This window comes from Larkinella harenae (assembly GCF_054780515.1).
Genome location: NZ_BAAGWE010000001.1, coordinates 2005547 through 2021794 on the forward strand (window position 1 = coordinate 2005547; position 16248 = coordinate 2021794).

A 16248-nucleotide genomic window follows, 5' to 3' on the forward strand; every position below is an offset into this window, starting at 1 on the left:
TTCAGGGCGCACTTTTCCGAAACCGGCATGGGTTCATCCCAGTTATGGGTTGAAGCTGCAAATGATTTTCCCTCAAGCTCAGTAAATAGCGCCCAATTTTCGATAATCCATCCATTTCTGCCAGATCTCGTTATATTTGAAAAACCATAACGATTTGCAATGCGCCACTGGTTTTTTCTTCTTTTCCTTGTTCTGTTGGCCGGGATCGCCGAAGCCCAGAAAATTCGGGTGGCAGTGGCGGCCAATGCGCAATTTGTGGTAGAAAAGCTCAAAGCGGGATTTGAACAGAAAACGGGTCTTGCAATCGAACCCATTGTAAGCTCATCGGGGAAGCTGACCGCCCAGATTCAACACGGTGCGCCGTTCGACGTTTTTCTGTCGGCCGATACCGATTATCCCGAAGCGGTTTTCAAAGCGGGGCTAGCCCAAACCCAGCCTCGGGTGTATGCCAACGGTTTGCTGGTACTCTGGACGCGGGCCGATCTTGATCCCTCAAAAGGGCTGGCGATTCTGAACGACAAACGAGTTACTAAAATTGCCATTGCGAACCCCCAAACCGCGCCCTACGGCAGTGTTGCTATCGATGTGCTGACTGCTCAAAAGCTAGTAGACGGTTTACGGCCAAAGATCGTATACGGCGAAAGCATTGCGCAGGTGAATCAATACCTGACTTCGGGGGCGGTCGAAGCGGGTTTCACGGCGAAGTCGGTGGTCCTCGAACCGTCGTTGCAGGGCCGGGGCAAATGGGCTGAAGTGCGAGGAGCGAGGCCCATCGCGCAGGCCGTGGTATTGCTCAAAAACGCTTCACCTGCCGCCCGGAAATTCTACGATTATTTGTTTTCGTCGGAGGCCCGGGCCATTTTCCGTCAATACGGGTATCAACTGCCTTCCCGCCAATGACCAATTTCGACTGGCAACCTTTGCTGCTTACGTTGCGGCTGGCAACCATCACCACCGTGTTGCTGTGTTTCCTGGGCATTCCGGTTGCGGGTTGGCTGGCTTTCACCCGGTTGCGATCCAAGCCGTTCATCGAAGCCGTCATTAGCCTGCCGCTGGTGCTACCGCCGTCGGTGCTTGGGTTTTATTTCCTGCTGGCATTTAGCCCAACAGGTTTTTTGGGGGAGAAACTGCTGGCCTGGTTTGATGTCCGCTTGTTATTTACGTTTGAAGGGCTGGTAGTAGCCTCCATTTTCTACAGCCTGCCATTTATGGTTCATCCGGTCCAGGCAGGACTGGAAAACCTGCCCATTTCCTTCAGAGAAGCATCTTACACACTGGGAAAATCACCCAGGGAGACCTTTTTTCGCGTTTTGCTGCCCAATATAAAACCGTCGTTACTCACCGGTGTTGTGCTTTCGTTTGCCCATACCATTGGTGAATTTGGGCTGGTGTTGATGATTGGCGGCAACCTGCCGGGCCAGACCCGGGTGGCATCCGTGGCCATTTATGATGAAGTGGAATTGCTGCATTACGATGCGGCAAACGCCTACGCATTGTTGCTGTTGGCCGTCTCCTTTGGTATTTTGCTGGCCGTTTATGCCATTAATAAAAGGTGGGTCCACTTTTGATGTCCATGCTCCAACTGCGCGCCCGAATGAACCTGCTGTTTGCCAGTGGGCCAGATTTTCTTGATGTTGAACTGGCGGTACAAACCGGCCGTTTACTGGGATTGTACGGGCCGTCTGGTTCGGGGAAAACGACATTACTGCGAATTCTGGCGGGACTTACGTTGCCGGAACAAGGCGTTATTCGGCTTGGTGAGCAGATTTGGCTCGATACCGAACGGCACATCAACCTGCCCGTGCAGCAGCGGGTGGTTGGTATGGTTTTTCAGGATGCGGCTTTGTTTCCGAATATGACTGTTCGTCAAAACATCCAATATGCGGCTGAAAAGCGGGATACTATCGTGGACGAATTGCTGGAACTGGTCGGGCTGACCAAGCTGGCCGACCGACACCCCGCTACGTTGTCGGGAGGACAACGGCAGCGGGTAGCGTTGATCCGAGCGCTGGCCCGTCGTCCGCATCTGTTGCTGCTGGACGAGCCTTTTTCGGCCTTAGATCCGGAAACCCGGGCGCAGTTGCTGACGGAGCTGGTGCGTCTGCATCAACGGTTTGGCACGACTACGGTATTAGTGAGCCACCAGCAGGAAGATATTCAGCGGGTGGCCGATGAGCTACTCGAAATCAGGCAGGGAAAGGCGTTTTCCGTTGAAAAAAAAGCTGCGGTTTCTTCCGCTCTGGGCGTTGGCGTGTCGGGGCGGGTCACGTATATCGATCCGGAGCCAACGCCCTCCTACGTCCAAATCCAGATTGACGAAACGATTGTCTCGATTCCGGTAACGCCCGACGCCATCCCGTGGCGCATTGGTGATACCGTGACAGTACCGATCGATTCAACGAAAATCGTTGCCAAGCAGTCGGAATAGGCCGAAAAAGAAAAATCCCCGAAAATACGGGGATTTTTGCTACCATTTTTCTCTGTCCTACCTACCTTACCTGGTTAGAGGTAAGGCTTAAAAAGATCAGTATAACCATTTCATATCGCTCCGTCGGCAAACCGCAGGTAGCAAAATGAAACATCTATACTAGACTTTCCGATTGATCACTTATTTGCAAGCGAAAAAATTTATCGTTAAACTCTTTGCATCACCACAAAGAATAGGAACGTTCGTATAAAGTCGCGTAAAAATAATGCTGTAATGGGTATAGATGAGTATCGAACGTGAAAACACAGAAACTCAATGACACTGTTGGCCAAGAACAAGCCATGTCGAAGAAGAATTCAATATGTTCATACACGTTAAGTACTCAAATACGTTCCAAAGGTAGTAAATATGTCTGGTAAATACAAGTTCTGTATACCATTTAATAAAGAAAATGGATTATATGAAGTAAAGATAACGCCGTTTGTGGGCGATGGTTGAAAAATAACCCGAAATAGAGGGCGCTCATGGCTATTTGTTCAAAAATTTGGTTTTTTTGATGATGATGACAGTACAGACAATTGATACCGGTTTCTTTAAGTTAGACGGTGGTGCCATGTTTGGGGTGGTTCCTAAATCACTTTGGCACAAGCACAATCCGGCGGATGAACGCAACCTTTGTACCTGGGCAATGCGCTGTTTGCTGGTGGAAGCCGGGAATCGGCTGGTGTTGGTGGACACGGGCTTAGGCGATAAGCAGGATGCCCGGTTTTTTAGCTTTTACGAACCACACGGCCAAGACTCGCTGACCAAGTCGATTCGTCGGGCGGGCTATTCCGAGAAGGATATTACGGATGTCTTACTGACTCATTTGCATTTTGATCACGTGGGCGGAGCGGTTCGGCGAACCAGCAACGGTCTGGAGACGGCTTTTCCGGTGGCAACGTACTGGAGCCACAGCGCACACTGGCAATGGGCAACTCTGCCCAACCCGCGCGAAAAGGCTTCTTTTCTGAACGAAAATATCGAGCCATTGCAGGCAAGTGGCCAATTGCGGTTTGTAGACGAACACGATTTTGCACTGCCTGATCTGGAGCTGGAGCTGGTCGATGGGCATACGGAGAAAATGGCGTTGCCAATTCTGCGGGTTGGTGGACAAACGGTTGCTTATGTAGCGGATCTGATTCCGTCGGCGGCCCACATTGCTTTGCCGTGGATTATGAGCTATGACGTACGGCCGCTGCTGACGATGGACGAAAAGGCCCGTTTGCTGCAACGGGCCGCTGCCGAAAACTGGATTCTGGTGTTTGAGCACGATCCGGTTGTGGAAGCCGCTACGGTCGAAATGACGGATAAAGGGGTTCGAATTCGTGACAAAGGCCCACTTTCTGCGTTACTACATAGAAAATGAGTTTATAACAAGATTGTAACTGTGCCATCGGTATGAAAGTAGGCTTGGTGCTTTCCGGGGGCGGAGCACGAGGAATTGCGCATTTAGGGGTGTTGAAGGGCTTGTTAGAAGAAGGGTTGGTGGTGGAGCAGATTGCCGGAACGAGTGCAGGCGCTATTGCCGGATCGCTGTTCGCCCACGGGTACACGCCCGACGAAATACTGAAAATTATTGAGACGACCCCTTTTTACCGGCATGTTCGCCCGGCTTTTACCCGAATGGGTTTGCTGCGGCTGGATAAAGCCGAATCGCTGTATCGCCAATTTCTGCCCCATGATAGCTTTGAAGGGTTACAGATTCCCATGCACGTGGTTGCTACAAATCTGACGGATGGCTGTCTGGCGGTTTTCGATAACGGAGAGCTGGTTCGACCGGTTCTGGCATCCTGCTGTCTACCCGGCATTTTTGAGCCTTATGTAATCAACAAGCGGCAATATGTGGACGGGGCCGTGTTGAACAACATGCCAGTTGAAGTTATTGCCGACAAAGTAAACTTTATTATCGGAAGTCACTGCAATCCATTTGCCGAACGTAAACCCCTGACCTCGATCAAGGGCGTTCTGGAACGAAGCCTGATCTTGGCCGTTCGCAGCAAGACACAGGAGCGCCTAGCCCAGTGTGATCTGTTGATCGAACCGCCCGAGCTGAAAGGGTATGATGTATTCGACTGGCGACGGGCCCGCGAGCTTTTTCGGGTAGGGTACCAGCACTTACAATCCATCAAACCGCAGCTCGTAAAAGTAATTGAATCCTCCCTATAGCCGCAGCGGTTGCGTAATGTATTCGCTGCTTTATGCTGCCAATTTCAAGACACCTTATCTATAAGGTATAGAAGCTATTCTGATGGAATGGAAATAGGGCGTTTTTGAGTACCAATTAATCACAATTTGAGTCTATTCTTGTCTGGCAAACTGCAAAGCATCGTTTTTGATTCCGGAATACTACTTAAGCAGCTTCACAAAAGGTTACTGCACCTGCTTTACGACCTTTACGCCAGAGTAGCTGGCAAAAATAGGGGTTCGAGTCGCGCTTCTTTTACCTTTTGATGATGCGGTTCCGATCTAACGAGATTAAAATACGGCAAAAAAGAGATTAAAAAATAATTTAACTGGAAAAAAGCGAAATCGGGTAGCAGAAATAATTGCCTATTTTTTCAGTTTCTTTTTTTAAGGTTCAATTAAAATTTTCCAATTCTGAGGTTGCTATACTTAAAAACAGCAGAAATATTTTACAAGTCTGGTAATTGTGCAGTGGTTTTAATCGGTAAAAAGGGTGAAACTATATTGCTATTTCTGGAGTATATTTGATACAGAAACTCCAATTAACTACTTATTGCCCTCCCTCTTTGTTAACTCCCTGTAACGTGTATTTCGTTTTTTTATCGCTCCATTTCAGGAATTTATTATGAAGAAAACTCTACTGTCACTGCTGTGCTTAGTTATCCCGTTTGCCCCCTTTGTTCAGGCCGAGGAACGGATTCCATTCGTGTCTGCAAGACCGGGCGAAAATACCGGTCAGGGTTATTCAATCTGGCTGAATAACAACACCGATAAGCTGGTTGCGCACAAGCCGTTGTTGGCTTTTACACCGGTTCCGGGTAAGATTGAAGCCGAAAATTACGCCAGTATGCAGGGTATTCAGACGGAGAATACCGCCGATGAGGGGGGAGGACAGAACGTAGGCTGGATTGACGACAATGATTGGCTGGATTACCAGATCAATGTACCCTCGGCAGGGGCCTATACCGTTAAATTCCGGATTGCAAACAGCTACGGCAATGGCCAGATTGAACTCAAAACGTCCAATGGAACGGTTTTGACAACCCTGAATGTGCCACAAACCGGCGGTATGCAAGGTTGGCAGACCATTACCACGACGGCGCATTTGAACGCTGGTGAACAAACCTTACGAATTTTCGCAAAAGCCGGTAACTGGAATTTCAACTGGTTCAAGATTGAAGCCGCAACCCCGGTACCAGGCAAAATCGAAGCGGAGAACTATGCCGCGATGCATGGCATCCAGACCGAGACGACGATGGATACCGGCGGGGGCCTGAGCGTGGGCTGGATTAACGACGACGACTGGCTGGATTACAACGTCAATGTGCCGTCGGCGGGTACTTATGCGTTTAATTTTCGCATTGCCAAGCAATGGGGAGAAGGTCGAATTGAAGTGCGGAACGCAGCCGGAACGGTTTTGACCACCGTGGAGGTGCCTATTACCGGCAGCTGGCAGAACTGGTCGACCGTAAGTGGCACGGCTTCGCTGCCCGCTGGAAGTCAGGTGCTGCGCGTGTATGCCGTGAAAGGCGACTGGAATTTTAACTGGTTGGAAATCGGGCAGTCGTCGGCGCCCGTTACGAATCCCGCCGTTATTACGTTTGCTTCCCTGACGGATAAAACCGTGGGTGATGCACCGTTCAATCTGGTGGCCAGCAGTACGAACACCCAAACACCCATTACGTTTGCTTCCTCCAATGCTTCGGTTGTGTCGGTTTCCAATTCGACCGGATCGTGGAAAGCCACGGTTCTTAGCGCCGGAACGGCGACCATCACCGCATCGCAGGCAGGGAATACCACCTTTGCTGCGGCTGAAAATGTAGTGCGAACGATCGTGGTGCATCCGTCCCAAACACCACCCACTTCGTCTACGGCGGTTAAAATCCCGATCGAAGCCAAGCGCTGGTACCAACTGAACAATGTCAACAATGGGCTAGAAGGACTGTTTGACGGCAATACACAGGCCGAAGTGAACACGGGCTACGGAAAGATTCTGAACAATTTCGATGCATATTATCCGCTGCTGCCGGGTGAAACGATGAAGATTGAAAGCATTCGGTTTTACGATGGAGCTGGCACAATGGTTGATAACCCGGTTACGTTGTCGATCATTACCGATCAGTGGGAGCGAATCCCCATTGCTACCTTCACGGGGCAGGAATACAACAACTGGGTGGGGCCGTACCCAACCCGTCCAACAACCGGTGATGCACGGTTTATGCTCGATGTGCCCATCAGCAACGCCCGGTATCTGGTGTTGAATGCCTGGTGGGGATATCCCACCGAAATGGAGCTTTATGGTAGCTACACGCCAACCACGGTGCCCAACACCCCGGTTCCGCAGAAATCGGTTCCATTGAAAAACATGATGGGAGTCAACGCGTTTGAATGGGACTTTATCGATGGGCGGATTCCGGATCGGATTGATGAGACAAAAATGAAAGCCGTGAAAGCCTTCCGCGGAGTTCGGCACTACATCGACTGGGAAAAACTAGAAGCCAACGAAGGAAAATACACGTATAACCCGACGCACAGTGGCGGCTGGAATTACGATGCCATTTACGAGCGGTGCAAAACGGAAGGCATTGAAGTACTGGCCTGTTTGAAGACGTTGCCCGGCTGGATGTTGGCAACCTATCCGGAAGATCAGCGGGATTCGGAAAACGTACCGCTGCGCTACGGCAAGGATTTCACGGATCCGCATTCGTACATCGATCAGGCAAAAGTGGCGTTCCAGTACATCGCGCGGTACGGTTTCAATACAAACGTGAACCCGGCTTTGGTGAGCGTAAACCCCCAACAGCGCTGGACCGGCGACGGAATCAATACCGTTAAGATCGGGCTGGGCTTGATCAAATACATCGAATGCGATAACGAACGTGACAAGTGGTGGAAGGGCCGGAAAGCGTACCAGACCGCCCGCGAATACGCAGCCAACCTGTCGGCTTTCTATGATGGTCACAAAAACACGATGGGCCCGGGTGTGGGTGTAAAAAATGCCGACCCGAACGTAAAAGTCGTGATTGGTGGGGTTGCATCGGCTTATGCCGGGCCTGATTACCTCCGCGGAATGATTGACTGGTGCAAACAATACCGGGGCTACAAACCTGACGGAACCGTTGATTTGTGCTGGGATGTGATCAACTACCATCTCTATCCTGATAATTCCAACTCGTCCCAAAGCGGTTTGTCGACTCGGGGAGCAGCTCCGGAAATTTCGTCGGCGGTAAACGTGGTGCAGCAATTTGTGGAAGCAGCCCATAAGTACTCGTACGACATGCCGGTTTGGGTGACCGAAACGGGATACGATGCCAACCAGGGAAGCCCGTTGAAAGCCATCCCAATTGGCAACAAAAACGAGTACCAGACCCAGGCTGACTGGATTCTGCGGACGGCGTTGTTCTACGCTCGCTCGGGTGTAGATCGCATTTTCTTCTACCAGATGTACGATGACAACTTCCTGAATCCAACGCAGTTTGGTTCCTCTGGCTTAATCAATCAGGATTTTACGCGCAAACCGGCTGCTGATTTTCTGTACCAAGCCAACAAGTTGTTAGGCGAATATAAATACAAGCAGACGATCAGCACCAACCCGATTGTGGATCGCTATGAATACCAGGGCAAATCGGCGTATGTATTGGTCGTTCCCGACGAGGTGGGCCGTACGGCGCAGTACACGCTGGATTTAGGGTCGGCAACCCACGCAAAAGTGTACACGCCCAAGATAGCCAGCGATACCGCCGATGTGCAGACGCTGAACACGTCGGCCGGTAAACTCACGCTGACCGTGACAGAAACGCCGATTTTTGTGATCGCTTCGGATCAGGTGGTGACCTCGTCAACTTCCACCACGGCTAACGCCCGGCTGGGTTCGGCGGAAGTAACGAGCGAGTCGCTGCACCATTCGGTTCAGGTGTATCCGAATCCGTCGGTCGATCATGTCATCGTTGACCTGGAAAATACCAGCAACGAACCCGTGGAAATTAATCTGTTCAACGGAAGTCTGGGTACGTTGCACAAGAACGTGACGACTCAGAAACCGTCGGCGAAATATTCGGAGAGAGTCAATATTTCCGGATTGGCCCCCGGCATGTATATTCTGGAAGTAAAACAGGGAAATGACCGGGCGTTCCGGAAAGTAATCAAGGCTGGCAAGTAAGCCCACCGCAACGAAAAAGCCCGGTAGAACTTCGGTTCTGCCGGGCTTTTTCGTTTAAAAAAGAAGATCGTAATTGTATTTGATCTGGCGGTAGAGCGCGCGGCCCCAGACCACAAAAAAGTTGGAATTCTGATGCCGCCAGTTGCTGCGTTGTACCGTACTTGGTTCATCTTCCGAATTTTTCTGCTCGAACATGGCATTAAAGTCCTTCAGAAATAACCCCTTGCCTTTGTTTTTAATGAAGGAGACACACATGCGGTATTCGGCTTTATCCGATTTAATTCCCTCGACGTACCGGCCAAATTTCTCCAGAAAATTGCTGCGCCGTAAATGCGGATGGTCGCTGTAGTAATAGATTTTGGTGTAATCGGCATACCAGGGTTGGTACAGCATTCTATAAAAACCGTTTTTGTACGGTTTTAGGTACGGATAGGGGAAGTAGGCATAAAAGCGGACTATGTCCAGCTCTTTTTCCTGATGCATCATCTCCAGCGCATCCTTAAAATGAGCAGCAAAAGCTGGTTTCGGAATGAAGTCTTCCTGCACGTAAAGCGTATACGGCGTAAGAACTGCATCCTGGCCTTTATTGATGTTGTTGGCTAAGCCTTTATTTTGGGAGGTGGTGAGGAGCCGGAAGCTATACTGTTTGGTCAACTCCCGAATGGCCTGTAAATGTTCGGGTTTGCTGCTGTCGTCAGACACCACGATATCTTCGAACGAACAGCTCAAGTCTTTGAACGTTCGCAATAGCCGTTCCAGCGAGCTGCTACGGTTATAATGCGTGATCAGTAACGTGACTCCCGGGAAATGTGAATGTGGTAAATATGAAGCCATTGGATACGGGAAGTAAGAATTCAACTCGGTAAAATCGGGATAACAAGTACTACTCTTTTAAACGCGCAAGTTCCAGGGTATTTTTCAGTAGACGGTATTTCAGATACCACCAGCGGGCAAACAAAAAAGCCGGATTGGTGCTCTCGCGCCAACTGGCCCGGTAGAACGTACTGGGTTCGGCGCTCGAATTTTTCTGATCAAAAACCGTAGTAAATTGGTCGAAAAGCAGCCCTTGCCCTTTCTTTTGAAGAACCGAAAGACACATCTGGAACTCAGTGACGTTAACGTCTTTGCCTTCAACATACCGCCCAAATTTCTGCAGGAAGTTGCTGCGCCGTAGGTGCGGGTGATCGCTGTATAAATAAAATTTGAGGTGGTTGGAATACCAGGGCCACGGTTTGTACATCATTCGGGAAAACCCTTTGCCGTAGGGTTTTGTGTAGGGGTAAGGAAAGTAGGCGTAAAAGCGGATGAGGTCCAGCTCCTGTTCCTGATTCATAATGTCCAGGGCATCCCTGAAATGGGTAGCAAAAGCCGGTTGGGGAACAAAGTCTTCCTGCACATAGAGTGTATAGGGCGTCTGAACGGCATCCTGCCCTTTATTAATGTTATTGCCCAACCCTTTGTTTTTTGGGGTGGTAACCAGTTGAAAAGGGTAGGTATTGGTCAATTCTTTGAGGGCGTTCAAGTGTTCGGGTTTGCTGCCATCATCGGATACCACAATTCCCTCGAAGGAGCAGTTTAATTCGCGGAATGTGCGCAGCAGGCGCTCCAGCGAACCGCTTCGGTTATAATGAGTGACCAGCAACGTCACGCCCGAAAAATGATTTTTCATAAGTTGAATACGTTAGAAGCTCCACCAGGAGCTTGGTCAAAAATCAACGTAACAAGACCACTTGACCGGTTTTTAAATAGTCTTCGCCCGCATTGGTTGACCCGGCGGAGCGGTAATGAAGCTTCCAGGGATAGACCCCTTCTACGCACGGTTTTCCCAGATACATGCCATCCCAACGAAGCCCGTTGGTGTCGGTCATAAAAATGACGCTGCCCCAGCGGTTGAAAATGCGTAGTTCGAAGGTGGTGTTTTCCGTAAAAAAAACGTCCAGCACATCATTGATTCCGTCGGCATTGGGACTAAAGGCTTCAGGAACAATGATCCGCGGTCCCAGGCATTCGCCCGTCGGCCGAACCGTGACCTGCAAACTATTCGAAACCGATCGGCATAGCGTATTCTGCTCCGTAATGGCGTTCGGAAACTGGGTACACACTAGCCGGTAATAACGCGGTTCTGAATAGGTCACCTGAATGCGGTACGAATCCCGCGTTGCGTTCGGAATGTTCTGCCACGTTGTCGTATCGGTGCTTTCCTGCCACTGATAAACCGGCTGGGTATAGCCCGATCCCAGGTTTGACTGAAGCAGGTGGGTGGTCTGTTGGCACACCTCCAGGTTGGTTGCATCGGTTGCTTCATGCCGAATGGAAAGGGCCGGATGACAGGGTCGAAACTGAATGTCGTCCAGCGCCAGGTCATTGCCACAGCCGCCCGGTCCGTTGTTGATCAACTTAATCTGAACCGTAGTCCCATCGTCGGGCATGGTGAACAAAACCGAATACCGAACCCAGGTGGGCGTCGGCGTACGGCTGATCGTACCCGTTTGAATGGTTTGAAGGCTACTGCCATCGGTTCGTTCAATTCGCATCGTAATATTCGGGTCAAGCGGTACGGGTTCAATCGAATTACAGCCGTTGGTAGGGCCGGGGTTCATCAAATTCAGGACCCAGACCGAAAATTCATACGTTATGCCCTGGCACAAACCCGTCACGGACTGGCTGTAAAATTCGCCCGTTTCGTACGAGGCATTCACAATTAGCATTACACCACCGTCGTCGTCGGGCGTATGGTCTTCCGGAACCGTATGCCAGGTGCCGCCGTAGCAGGAACTGGAATTACCCAGGATGTATTCCCCATCGTTGGGGCAACGATCTGCTACAAACTGATACGTCGTTTTTCCGCGCTCCAACGGTGTTGACACGCTATTGCCAAACGTTTCATTGACAATCGCTTCTCCTAAAATACCGTTGCAGGATTGCGCGAATCCGGGGGCGGAAAAGCGGACCAGCAGCATGAACAGGAGCAGCGATTTCCGACATATCAGGGCCACCAGGCACTCCAGAACAGGCCGAACCATAGGCGTCCGACGGATCAGGAATGGGTTGATCCGGAAGCCGAAAACGACCCTCCAAAACTCCGGATGGCCTGCCTGACGCGCGTCGTGAAAGCTTTGCTCAAACTCCCGTCGGCCAGAAGCCGCCGGTCACTTGTCCAGACGCGGGCCGCCGGGTCGGTAATCCGGAGTGTCCGGCCTTTTCCCTGTTCCTGCAGGGTAAGGGCCATCCAGCCGTCTTCGCATTTGCCGGACGGGGGCGGTTTGATCCCCGCGGCCACCAGCTCCGCTACCGAGCCTTCGCGGCCACTATCCAGCGCAAAACCGCCAACTGCCAGTGCATCGGCGCGCCGGAACGCAAAGTTGAAACCGTAAACATTTAAGTACTCCTTGTCGCGGTTTCGGATGCTATTCGTGAGCTGGGCAATTTGTTCGTACAGCATCAACGCCAGCCGTGATGAATTGGGGCTGGGCAAGAACGAATATAATCCGTACGTGCAGGCAATCTCCGGCTCTTTCAAAGGCTTCATGAGGGTTTCGACCCAGCCCGGCGGGTAGAGGCAATCAGCGTCGGCATTGGCCATATACATACCACGGGCAGCTTCCAAACCGGCCTGGCGCGCAAAAGCCACACCGGGGCGACGCTCGATGATGGAGCGCACCCCGCATTTGTCGAGCAGCTCCTGCGTTCGATCCGACGAATTATTGTTGACAACGAGCAGTTCCGTTGGTCGTTGCAGTTTCTGATCGGCGAGCGACGACAGCGTATGCAGAAGGTTGGCTTCTTCGTTATAAGCCGGAATGACGATGGACAACTGCGGTTTATCAACGTCAAACTGGGCCAGCCGGGTGCGTAAATCATGGAGTTGTCCTGAGGCAACATTGCTGGGATTGTAAGCAAACGTGTGTTTGTCAATCCAGTGGGGAACAAGGGAACTGCTCACGGCTTCAAAAGGCTTGGTTGCTAACTTATTGCGGTAATAGCTTCATGCGGCATTCTCCGTTCTTGACGGTAATGACGCCGGACCAGGAGCGGCTTTTCGATTGTGCGTAAAAACTATAGTTGCCATCGGTGTTCTGGAACGTCACGTAGCCATCCTGACCGCAGGAGGTAGGAGTAGCTGCCTGCGATTTGTTAATGACTCCCTGCATGGCGTTGGCCACATAGACTTCAATATCGGACCCATCGCCGGGGCCATTCGTCCAGAACATCACGCTGCCCGAGGTGGGAATTCCGGTAATGGAAACACTCTTGGAAACCTCATCGGTGCTGTTGCCGTTCTTGGCAACCAGCCGGGCGGAAAAAATACCGTTTGCTTTGAATTCAATGATCGGATTGGGTTCAGTCGATGCCTGTCCGTCGCCAAATTCCCACTGATACCGGTCGGCATTAACGGATCGGTTGGTAAACTGAACACGGTTTGGGGAACCGCTGACGAGGGCAAAATCAAAAGCCGCCGTGACGTACTTAACCAGGCCGTTAATTTCAACGCTGTTGGATACCTGATCTTCGCCAACGTCATTTTTTGCCGTCAGAACAATGGTAAAGGTGCCGTCCGTTTTGTATTCAATTTCGGGCGTTTCTTCGGTCGATGCCCGGCCATCGCCGAACGTCCACTGATACCGTTTGGCATTGAGCGATTTGTTGGTCAGTTTTATCTTTCCCGGTGCCCCGGCTACTTTTTCAATCGAAAAATCTGCAACAGGTTGTGGGGTAATGGTAGGCTGACAACTCATCACGAACGCTACTAACGTGATCAGCAGTAAAAAACGGTTGATGAAATGATTCGATTTATTCTCCATAATAACAAGTTGTATAAATTCAATTCTTTACTTCTAATGTTGCGTTAGATTCGATACTGGTTTTTTATGTCCAGATCGAGTCATTTTAATTCCTTTATTAAACCGCATCTCGATGTTTTTATATGTCCATTTTGAAACAATATAGATCAGGTAATAATTCAGAAAAACAAGATAAGCATAAGCAGAGGGGGGGAGTTTAAATATTCTTATAAAGACAACATTGAAAAGACTCAGCAGGAGCGTGTGAGTCATGTAAATAGAATAACTGTAAGTGCCGATTTGGGTTAGGAAATTTGATTTTTTTAACAGAGATGATAAAATACCCCGTTCAAAGGAGAAAATGAGGATAGCGACGAAAAAAATGAATTCATAAACGAATCCTACGGATTTTAAAGCTGTTCCGTTGTAAATCATTGTAACTAAAGCCAGCATAATAACAACTTCCAGTAGCGAAAAATATACTGCCTTCAGTTTGCTGAAAAAAGAGTAACTACGATTAAAGACGAAAAAACAAACAGAGCCTGTAAAAAAACCGATTATTCCCCTCAGAAAACCGTAATCAAAGCTGTAGTTGATTTCGTACTTTCCGGTTATTGACACAAGTATGAACAACGCCAAGATAGGTAGAAAACCAAAGACAAGAAATTTGATCGTTTGTAGCCGGTTTTTATACAGCAAAACCAGTAAGCTCCCAAATATCAAGTAAGAAATCACCTCGGCACTAATCGACCAGCTGGGGATATTCCAGCTTACGTCGTGAATCGTTGGAAATCTAATGGAGTTAAGCAGGAATAAGGAGGTGAAAAAAGTAAAAATATTATTGCTCTCGTTAAAAGGTTGATTGATGTGGATATAGTTGGAAAACTGGAGTTTTATATTTTCGATAATAACAAAGCTGAGCAGCATCAAAAGGTGCAACGGATAAATTCGGAGCAGCCGTTTCTTAATGAAAGTTCCTAACTCGGATCCACTACCAATAGCCGGATAACTGTACGTAATGACAAAGCCACTCAACACAAAAAAGAAGTCGACAAACATATCCGAGTTGTCAACGAATGGATTGTTGAGCAGGGGCGTATCTGCGAAGGGGGATAAGTGGAAAAAAACCACCATCGAGGCAAAAAGGCCTCTGAAAATGTCCAGAACCTGAAATCGATGCTTTATGGCTTGCGGTCCTACCATTTCATAAAGACTGTTTAAAGGTTCTGATTTCGGGAAGCGAGACCTTATACCGCAGTGTCAAACCTAGGTAAATCAGGCCACCGATCGCAATTTGAACGACGGTATTGAACACACCTACATGTCCAACCAACTCTTTATAAACGAAAATACTACCGACCATTAGCAAGCTAAAGCTAAGCGGTTTGGCGATATTGGTAAGAAACTCTTTGAAAAAGTTGCCGACCAATGATCGGGCAATTGCAAAGTTTAAAATGAGGCTGATAAATGTGGTCGTTAAATATGAGAAAGCGATACCAGTCACATGCCAGTATTTTCCGAAGAAATATAGCAAAGGAACTTTGATTACTAATGTAACCAGATTTAAGTAGAATAACAGGTTGGGCTTTCCCTTGGTGAACGCCAGCGTAAATAATGGATGTGCCAGGCAACCAAAAAAGCTTTGAAAAACAAAGATTTTGATCAACGGGATAGTATTGTCCCAGCCCGGGCCATAAAATAAAGGAACTACGCTTTCAGCCGTGATAAATAATCCCGCCAACAACGGTAGATTTAAGTAACTGATAATGTCCAGAATCTTGATGTACGAGTTTTTTAAGTCCTGATCATTACCTTTCATTTTGGCCAAGACTGGATAGGCGACCTGAAGAATAATTGGATTTAGCTTATTGATTGGAAAAACTGCCAACTGGTAGGCAATGGTATAATAACCCAGCGGAGTAACGCCCAGCAAACTTCCTACAATGATGTTGTCGGCATTGCCTTGAATAAAACCGATTAGGCCGTCACCTACGTTGAACAGGCCAAATCGTAAATGATCTTTAATGAGTCCGATATTAAAGTAAAAAGATGGTTTGAAGTATTTTAAACCCAGCAGAATGGATAACGTTGTTCGGATGACGTGCATGATCAAATAACCGATAATCAATGACGTTTCGGCAAAACCGTTATAGGCCATTATAATGGCAATAGAAGTGCCGGTAAATGTGCCGATAATTTCAATGATAGCGACGGATTTAAACTGCAACTCTTTTTGCAGAATAAACAGGTAAATCTGCCCCAGGTAATTGATGATGAAATACAGCGAAGCCAGCTTAATGACTTTGTCAAGCCGGGGTTCGTTGTAAAAAGCCACCACGAGCGGGGAGCTGAAGTAGACAATCAGGAAAACCGTCCCGCCCAACATTAACCCCATGAAATAAAGCGTTGAAAGGACTTTTGGATCACTTTCCTGCTTGGAAATGATGGAGTTGGAAAAGCCTAAGTTACTGAAAATGAAGAAGAAGTTGATAATTAGCGTACTGACGCTCACGACCCCGAAAACGGAAGGGTCCAGCAGCCGGGCCAGAATGGAGACCTGCAGAAACTGGAACGCCGTTGAAATAACGGTGGAAATAGTAATCCATTTTCCGCCACTGATGGCCTGTTGTTTCGTACTCATTGTGCGTGATCGG

The 16248-nt window shown here is 49.1% G+C and carries 13 protein-coding genes; 6 read left to right on the forward strand and 7 right to left on the reverse strand.

Translation table 11 applies throughout. The annotated features are described in order from the left end of the window. Positions 1-159 precede the first annotated feature (159 nt). The 6 genes from modA to ACYVH9_RS08190 all read left to right on the forward strand — a co-directional run bounded on the left by modA (position 160) and on the right by ACYVH9_RS08190 (position 8813). Positions 160-900 carry a molybdate ABC transporter substrate-binding protein gene (gene modA, locus ACYVH9_RS08165; protein ID WP_460635807.1) on the forward strand — a complete coding sequence of 247 codons (741 nt, stop codon included), beginning with the start codon at positions 160-162 and terminating at the stop codon, positions 898-900. Continuing rightward, positions 897-1568: a molybdate ABC transporter permease subunit gene (gene modB, locus ACYVH9_RS08170; RefSeq protein WP_460635808.1), complete on the forward strand. Its 672-nt coding sequence runs from the start codon at positions 897-899 to the stop codon at positions 1566-1568. The genes modA and modB overlap by 4 nt, the downstream gene beginning before the upstream one ends. Beyond that, the gene (locus tag ACYVH9_RS08175) at positions 1568-2428 is read left to right on the forward strand and encodes a sulfate/molybdate ABC transporter ATP-binding protein (protein WP_460635809.1); all 861 of its coding nucleotides are present in this window, start codon (positions 1568-1570) and stop codon (positions 2426-2428) included. The genes modB and ACYVH9_RS08175 overlap by 1 nt, the downstream gene beginning before the upstream one ends. A 562-nt stretch (positions 2429-2990) precedes the next feature. Continuing rightward, a complete protein-coding gene (locus ACYVH9_RS08180; RefSeq protein ID WP_460635810.1) occupies positions 2991-3836 on the forward strand; it encodes an MBL fold metallo-hydrolase in 846 nt (281 codons plus the stop codon). A 32-nt stretch (positions 3837-3868) separates the two neighbouring features. After that, a complete protein-coding gene (locus ACYVH9_RS08185) occupies positions 3869-4636 on the forward strand; it encodes a patatin-like phospholipase family protein (protein WP_460635811.1) in 768 nt (255 codons plus the stop codon). Between the two features lie 643 nt (positions 4637-5279). Next, positions 5280-8813, forward strand: coding sequence for a carbohydrate-binding protein (locus ACYVH9_RS08190; protein ID WP_460635812.1), 3534 nt, complete (start codon positions 5280-5282; stop codon positions 8811-8813). 54 nt (positions 8814-8867) lie between these two features. On the opposite strand, the gene ACYVH9_RS08195 is transcribed toward ACYVH9_RS08190, so the two are convergent. From ACYVH9_RS08195 to ACYVH9_RS08225, 7 genes are read right to left on the reverse strand one after another with little or no spacing between them, the layout of a single operon-like run. Next, entirely contained in the window at positions 8868-9647 is a 780-nt protein-coding gene (locus ACYVH9_RS08195; protein WP_460635813.1) for a glycosyltransferase, read from the reverse strand. Between the two features lie 49 nt (positions 9648-9696). Beyond that, positions 9697-10482, reverse strand: a complete 786-nt coding sequence (locus ACYVH9_RS08200) for a glycosyltransferase family 2 protein (protein WP_460635814.1) — start codon at positions 10480-10482, stop codon at positions 9697-9699. A 43-nt stretch (positions 10483-10525) separates the two neighbouring features. Then, entirely contained in the window at positions 10526-11836 is a 1311-nt protein-coding gene (locus ACYVH9_RS08205) for a T9SS type B sorting domain-containing protein (RefSeq protein WP_460635815.1), read from the reverse strand. A gap of 14 nt (positions 11837-11850) precedes the next feature. Next, positions 11851-12756 carry a glycosyltransferase family 2 protein gene (locus ACYVH9_RS08210; RefSeq protein WP_460635816.1) on the reverse strand — a complete coding sequence of 302 codons (906 nt, stop codon included), beginning with the start codon at positions 12754-12756 and terminating at the stop codon, positions 11851-11853. A gap of 25 nt (positions 12757-12781) precedes the next feature. Continuing rightward, positions 12782-13615, reverse strand: a complete 834-nt coding sequence (locus tag ACYVH9_RS08215; protein WP_460635817.1) for a PKD domain-containing protein — start codon at positions 13613-13615, stop codon at positions 12782-12784. A gap of 33 nt (positions 13616-13648) precedes the next feature. After that, positions 13649-14797 (reverse strand): acyltransferase family protein, encoded by a 1149-nt coding sequence (locus tag ACYVH9_RS08220; protein WP_460635818.1) that lies wholly within the window; start codon positions 14795-14797, stop codon positions 13649-13651. A gap of 1 nt (position 14798) precedes the next feature. Then, positions 14799-16235, reverse strand: coding sequence for an MOP flippase family protein (locus tag ACYVH9_RS08225; RefSeq protein ID WP_460635819.1), 1437 nt, complete (start codon positions 16233-16235; stop codon positions 14799-14801). Positions 16236-16248 lie beyond the last annotated feature (13 nt).

Bases quoted from the DNA above. Each gene is read 5' to 3' on its own strand.
- modA (WP_460635807.1), top strand. From the start codon at position 160: ATGCGCCACTGGTTTTTTCTTCTTTTCCTTGTTCTGTTGGCCGGGATC.
- ACYVH9_RS08225 (WP_460635819.1), bottom strand. From the start codon at position 16,235: ATGAGTACGAAACAACAGGCCATCAGTGGCGGAAAATGGATTACTATT.
- ACYVH9_RS08200 (WP_460635814.1), bottom strand. From the start codon at position 10,482: ATGAAAAATCATTTTTCGGGCGTGACGTTGCTGGTCACTCATTATAAC.
- ACYVH9_RS08185 (WP_460635811.1), top strand. From the start codon at position 3,869: ATGAAAGTAGGCTTGGTGCTTTCCGGGGGCGGAGCACGAGGAATTGCG.
- ACYVH9_RS08215 (WP_460635817.1), bottom strand. From the start codon at position 13,615: ATGGAGAATAAATCGAATCATTTCATCAACCGTTTTTTACTGCTGATC.
- ACYVH9_RS08180 (WP_460635810.1), top strand. From the start codon at position 2,991: ATGACAGTACAGACAATTGATACCGGTTTCTTTAAGTTAGACGGTGGT.
- ACYVH9_RS08205 (WP_460635815.1), bottom strand. From the start codon at position 11,836: ATGGTTCGGCCTGTTCTGGAGTGCCTGGTGGCCCTGATATGTCGGAAA.
- ACYVH9_RS08220 (WP_460635818.1), bottom strand. From the start codon at position 14,797: ATGGTAGGACCGCAAGCCATAAAGCATCGATTTCAGGTTCTGGACATT.
- ACYVH9_RS08190 (WP_460635812.1), top strand. From the start codon at position 5,280: ATGAAGAAAACTCTACTGTCACTGCTGTGCTTAGTTATCCCGTTTGCC.
- modB (WP_460635808.1), top strand. From the start codon at position 897: ATGACCAATTTCGACTGGCAACCTTTGCTGCTTACGTTGCGGCTGGCA.
- ACYVH9_RS08195 (WP_460635813.1), bottom strand. From the start codon at position 9,647: ATGGCTTCATATTTACCACATTCACATTTCCCGGGAGTCACGTTACTG.
- ACYVH9_RS08175 (WP_460635809.1), top strand. From the start codon at position 1,568: ATGTCCATGCTCCAACTGCGCGCCCGAATGAACCTGCTGTTTGCCAGT.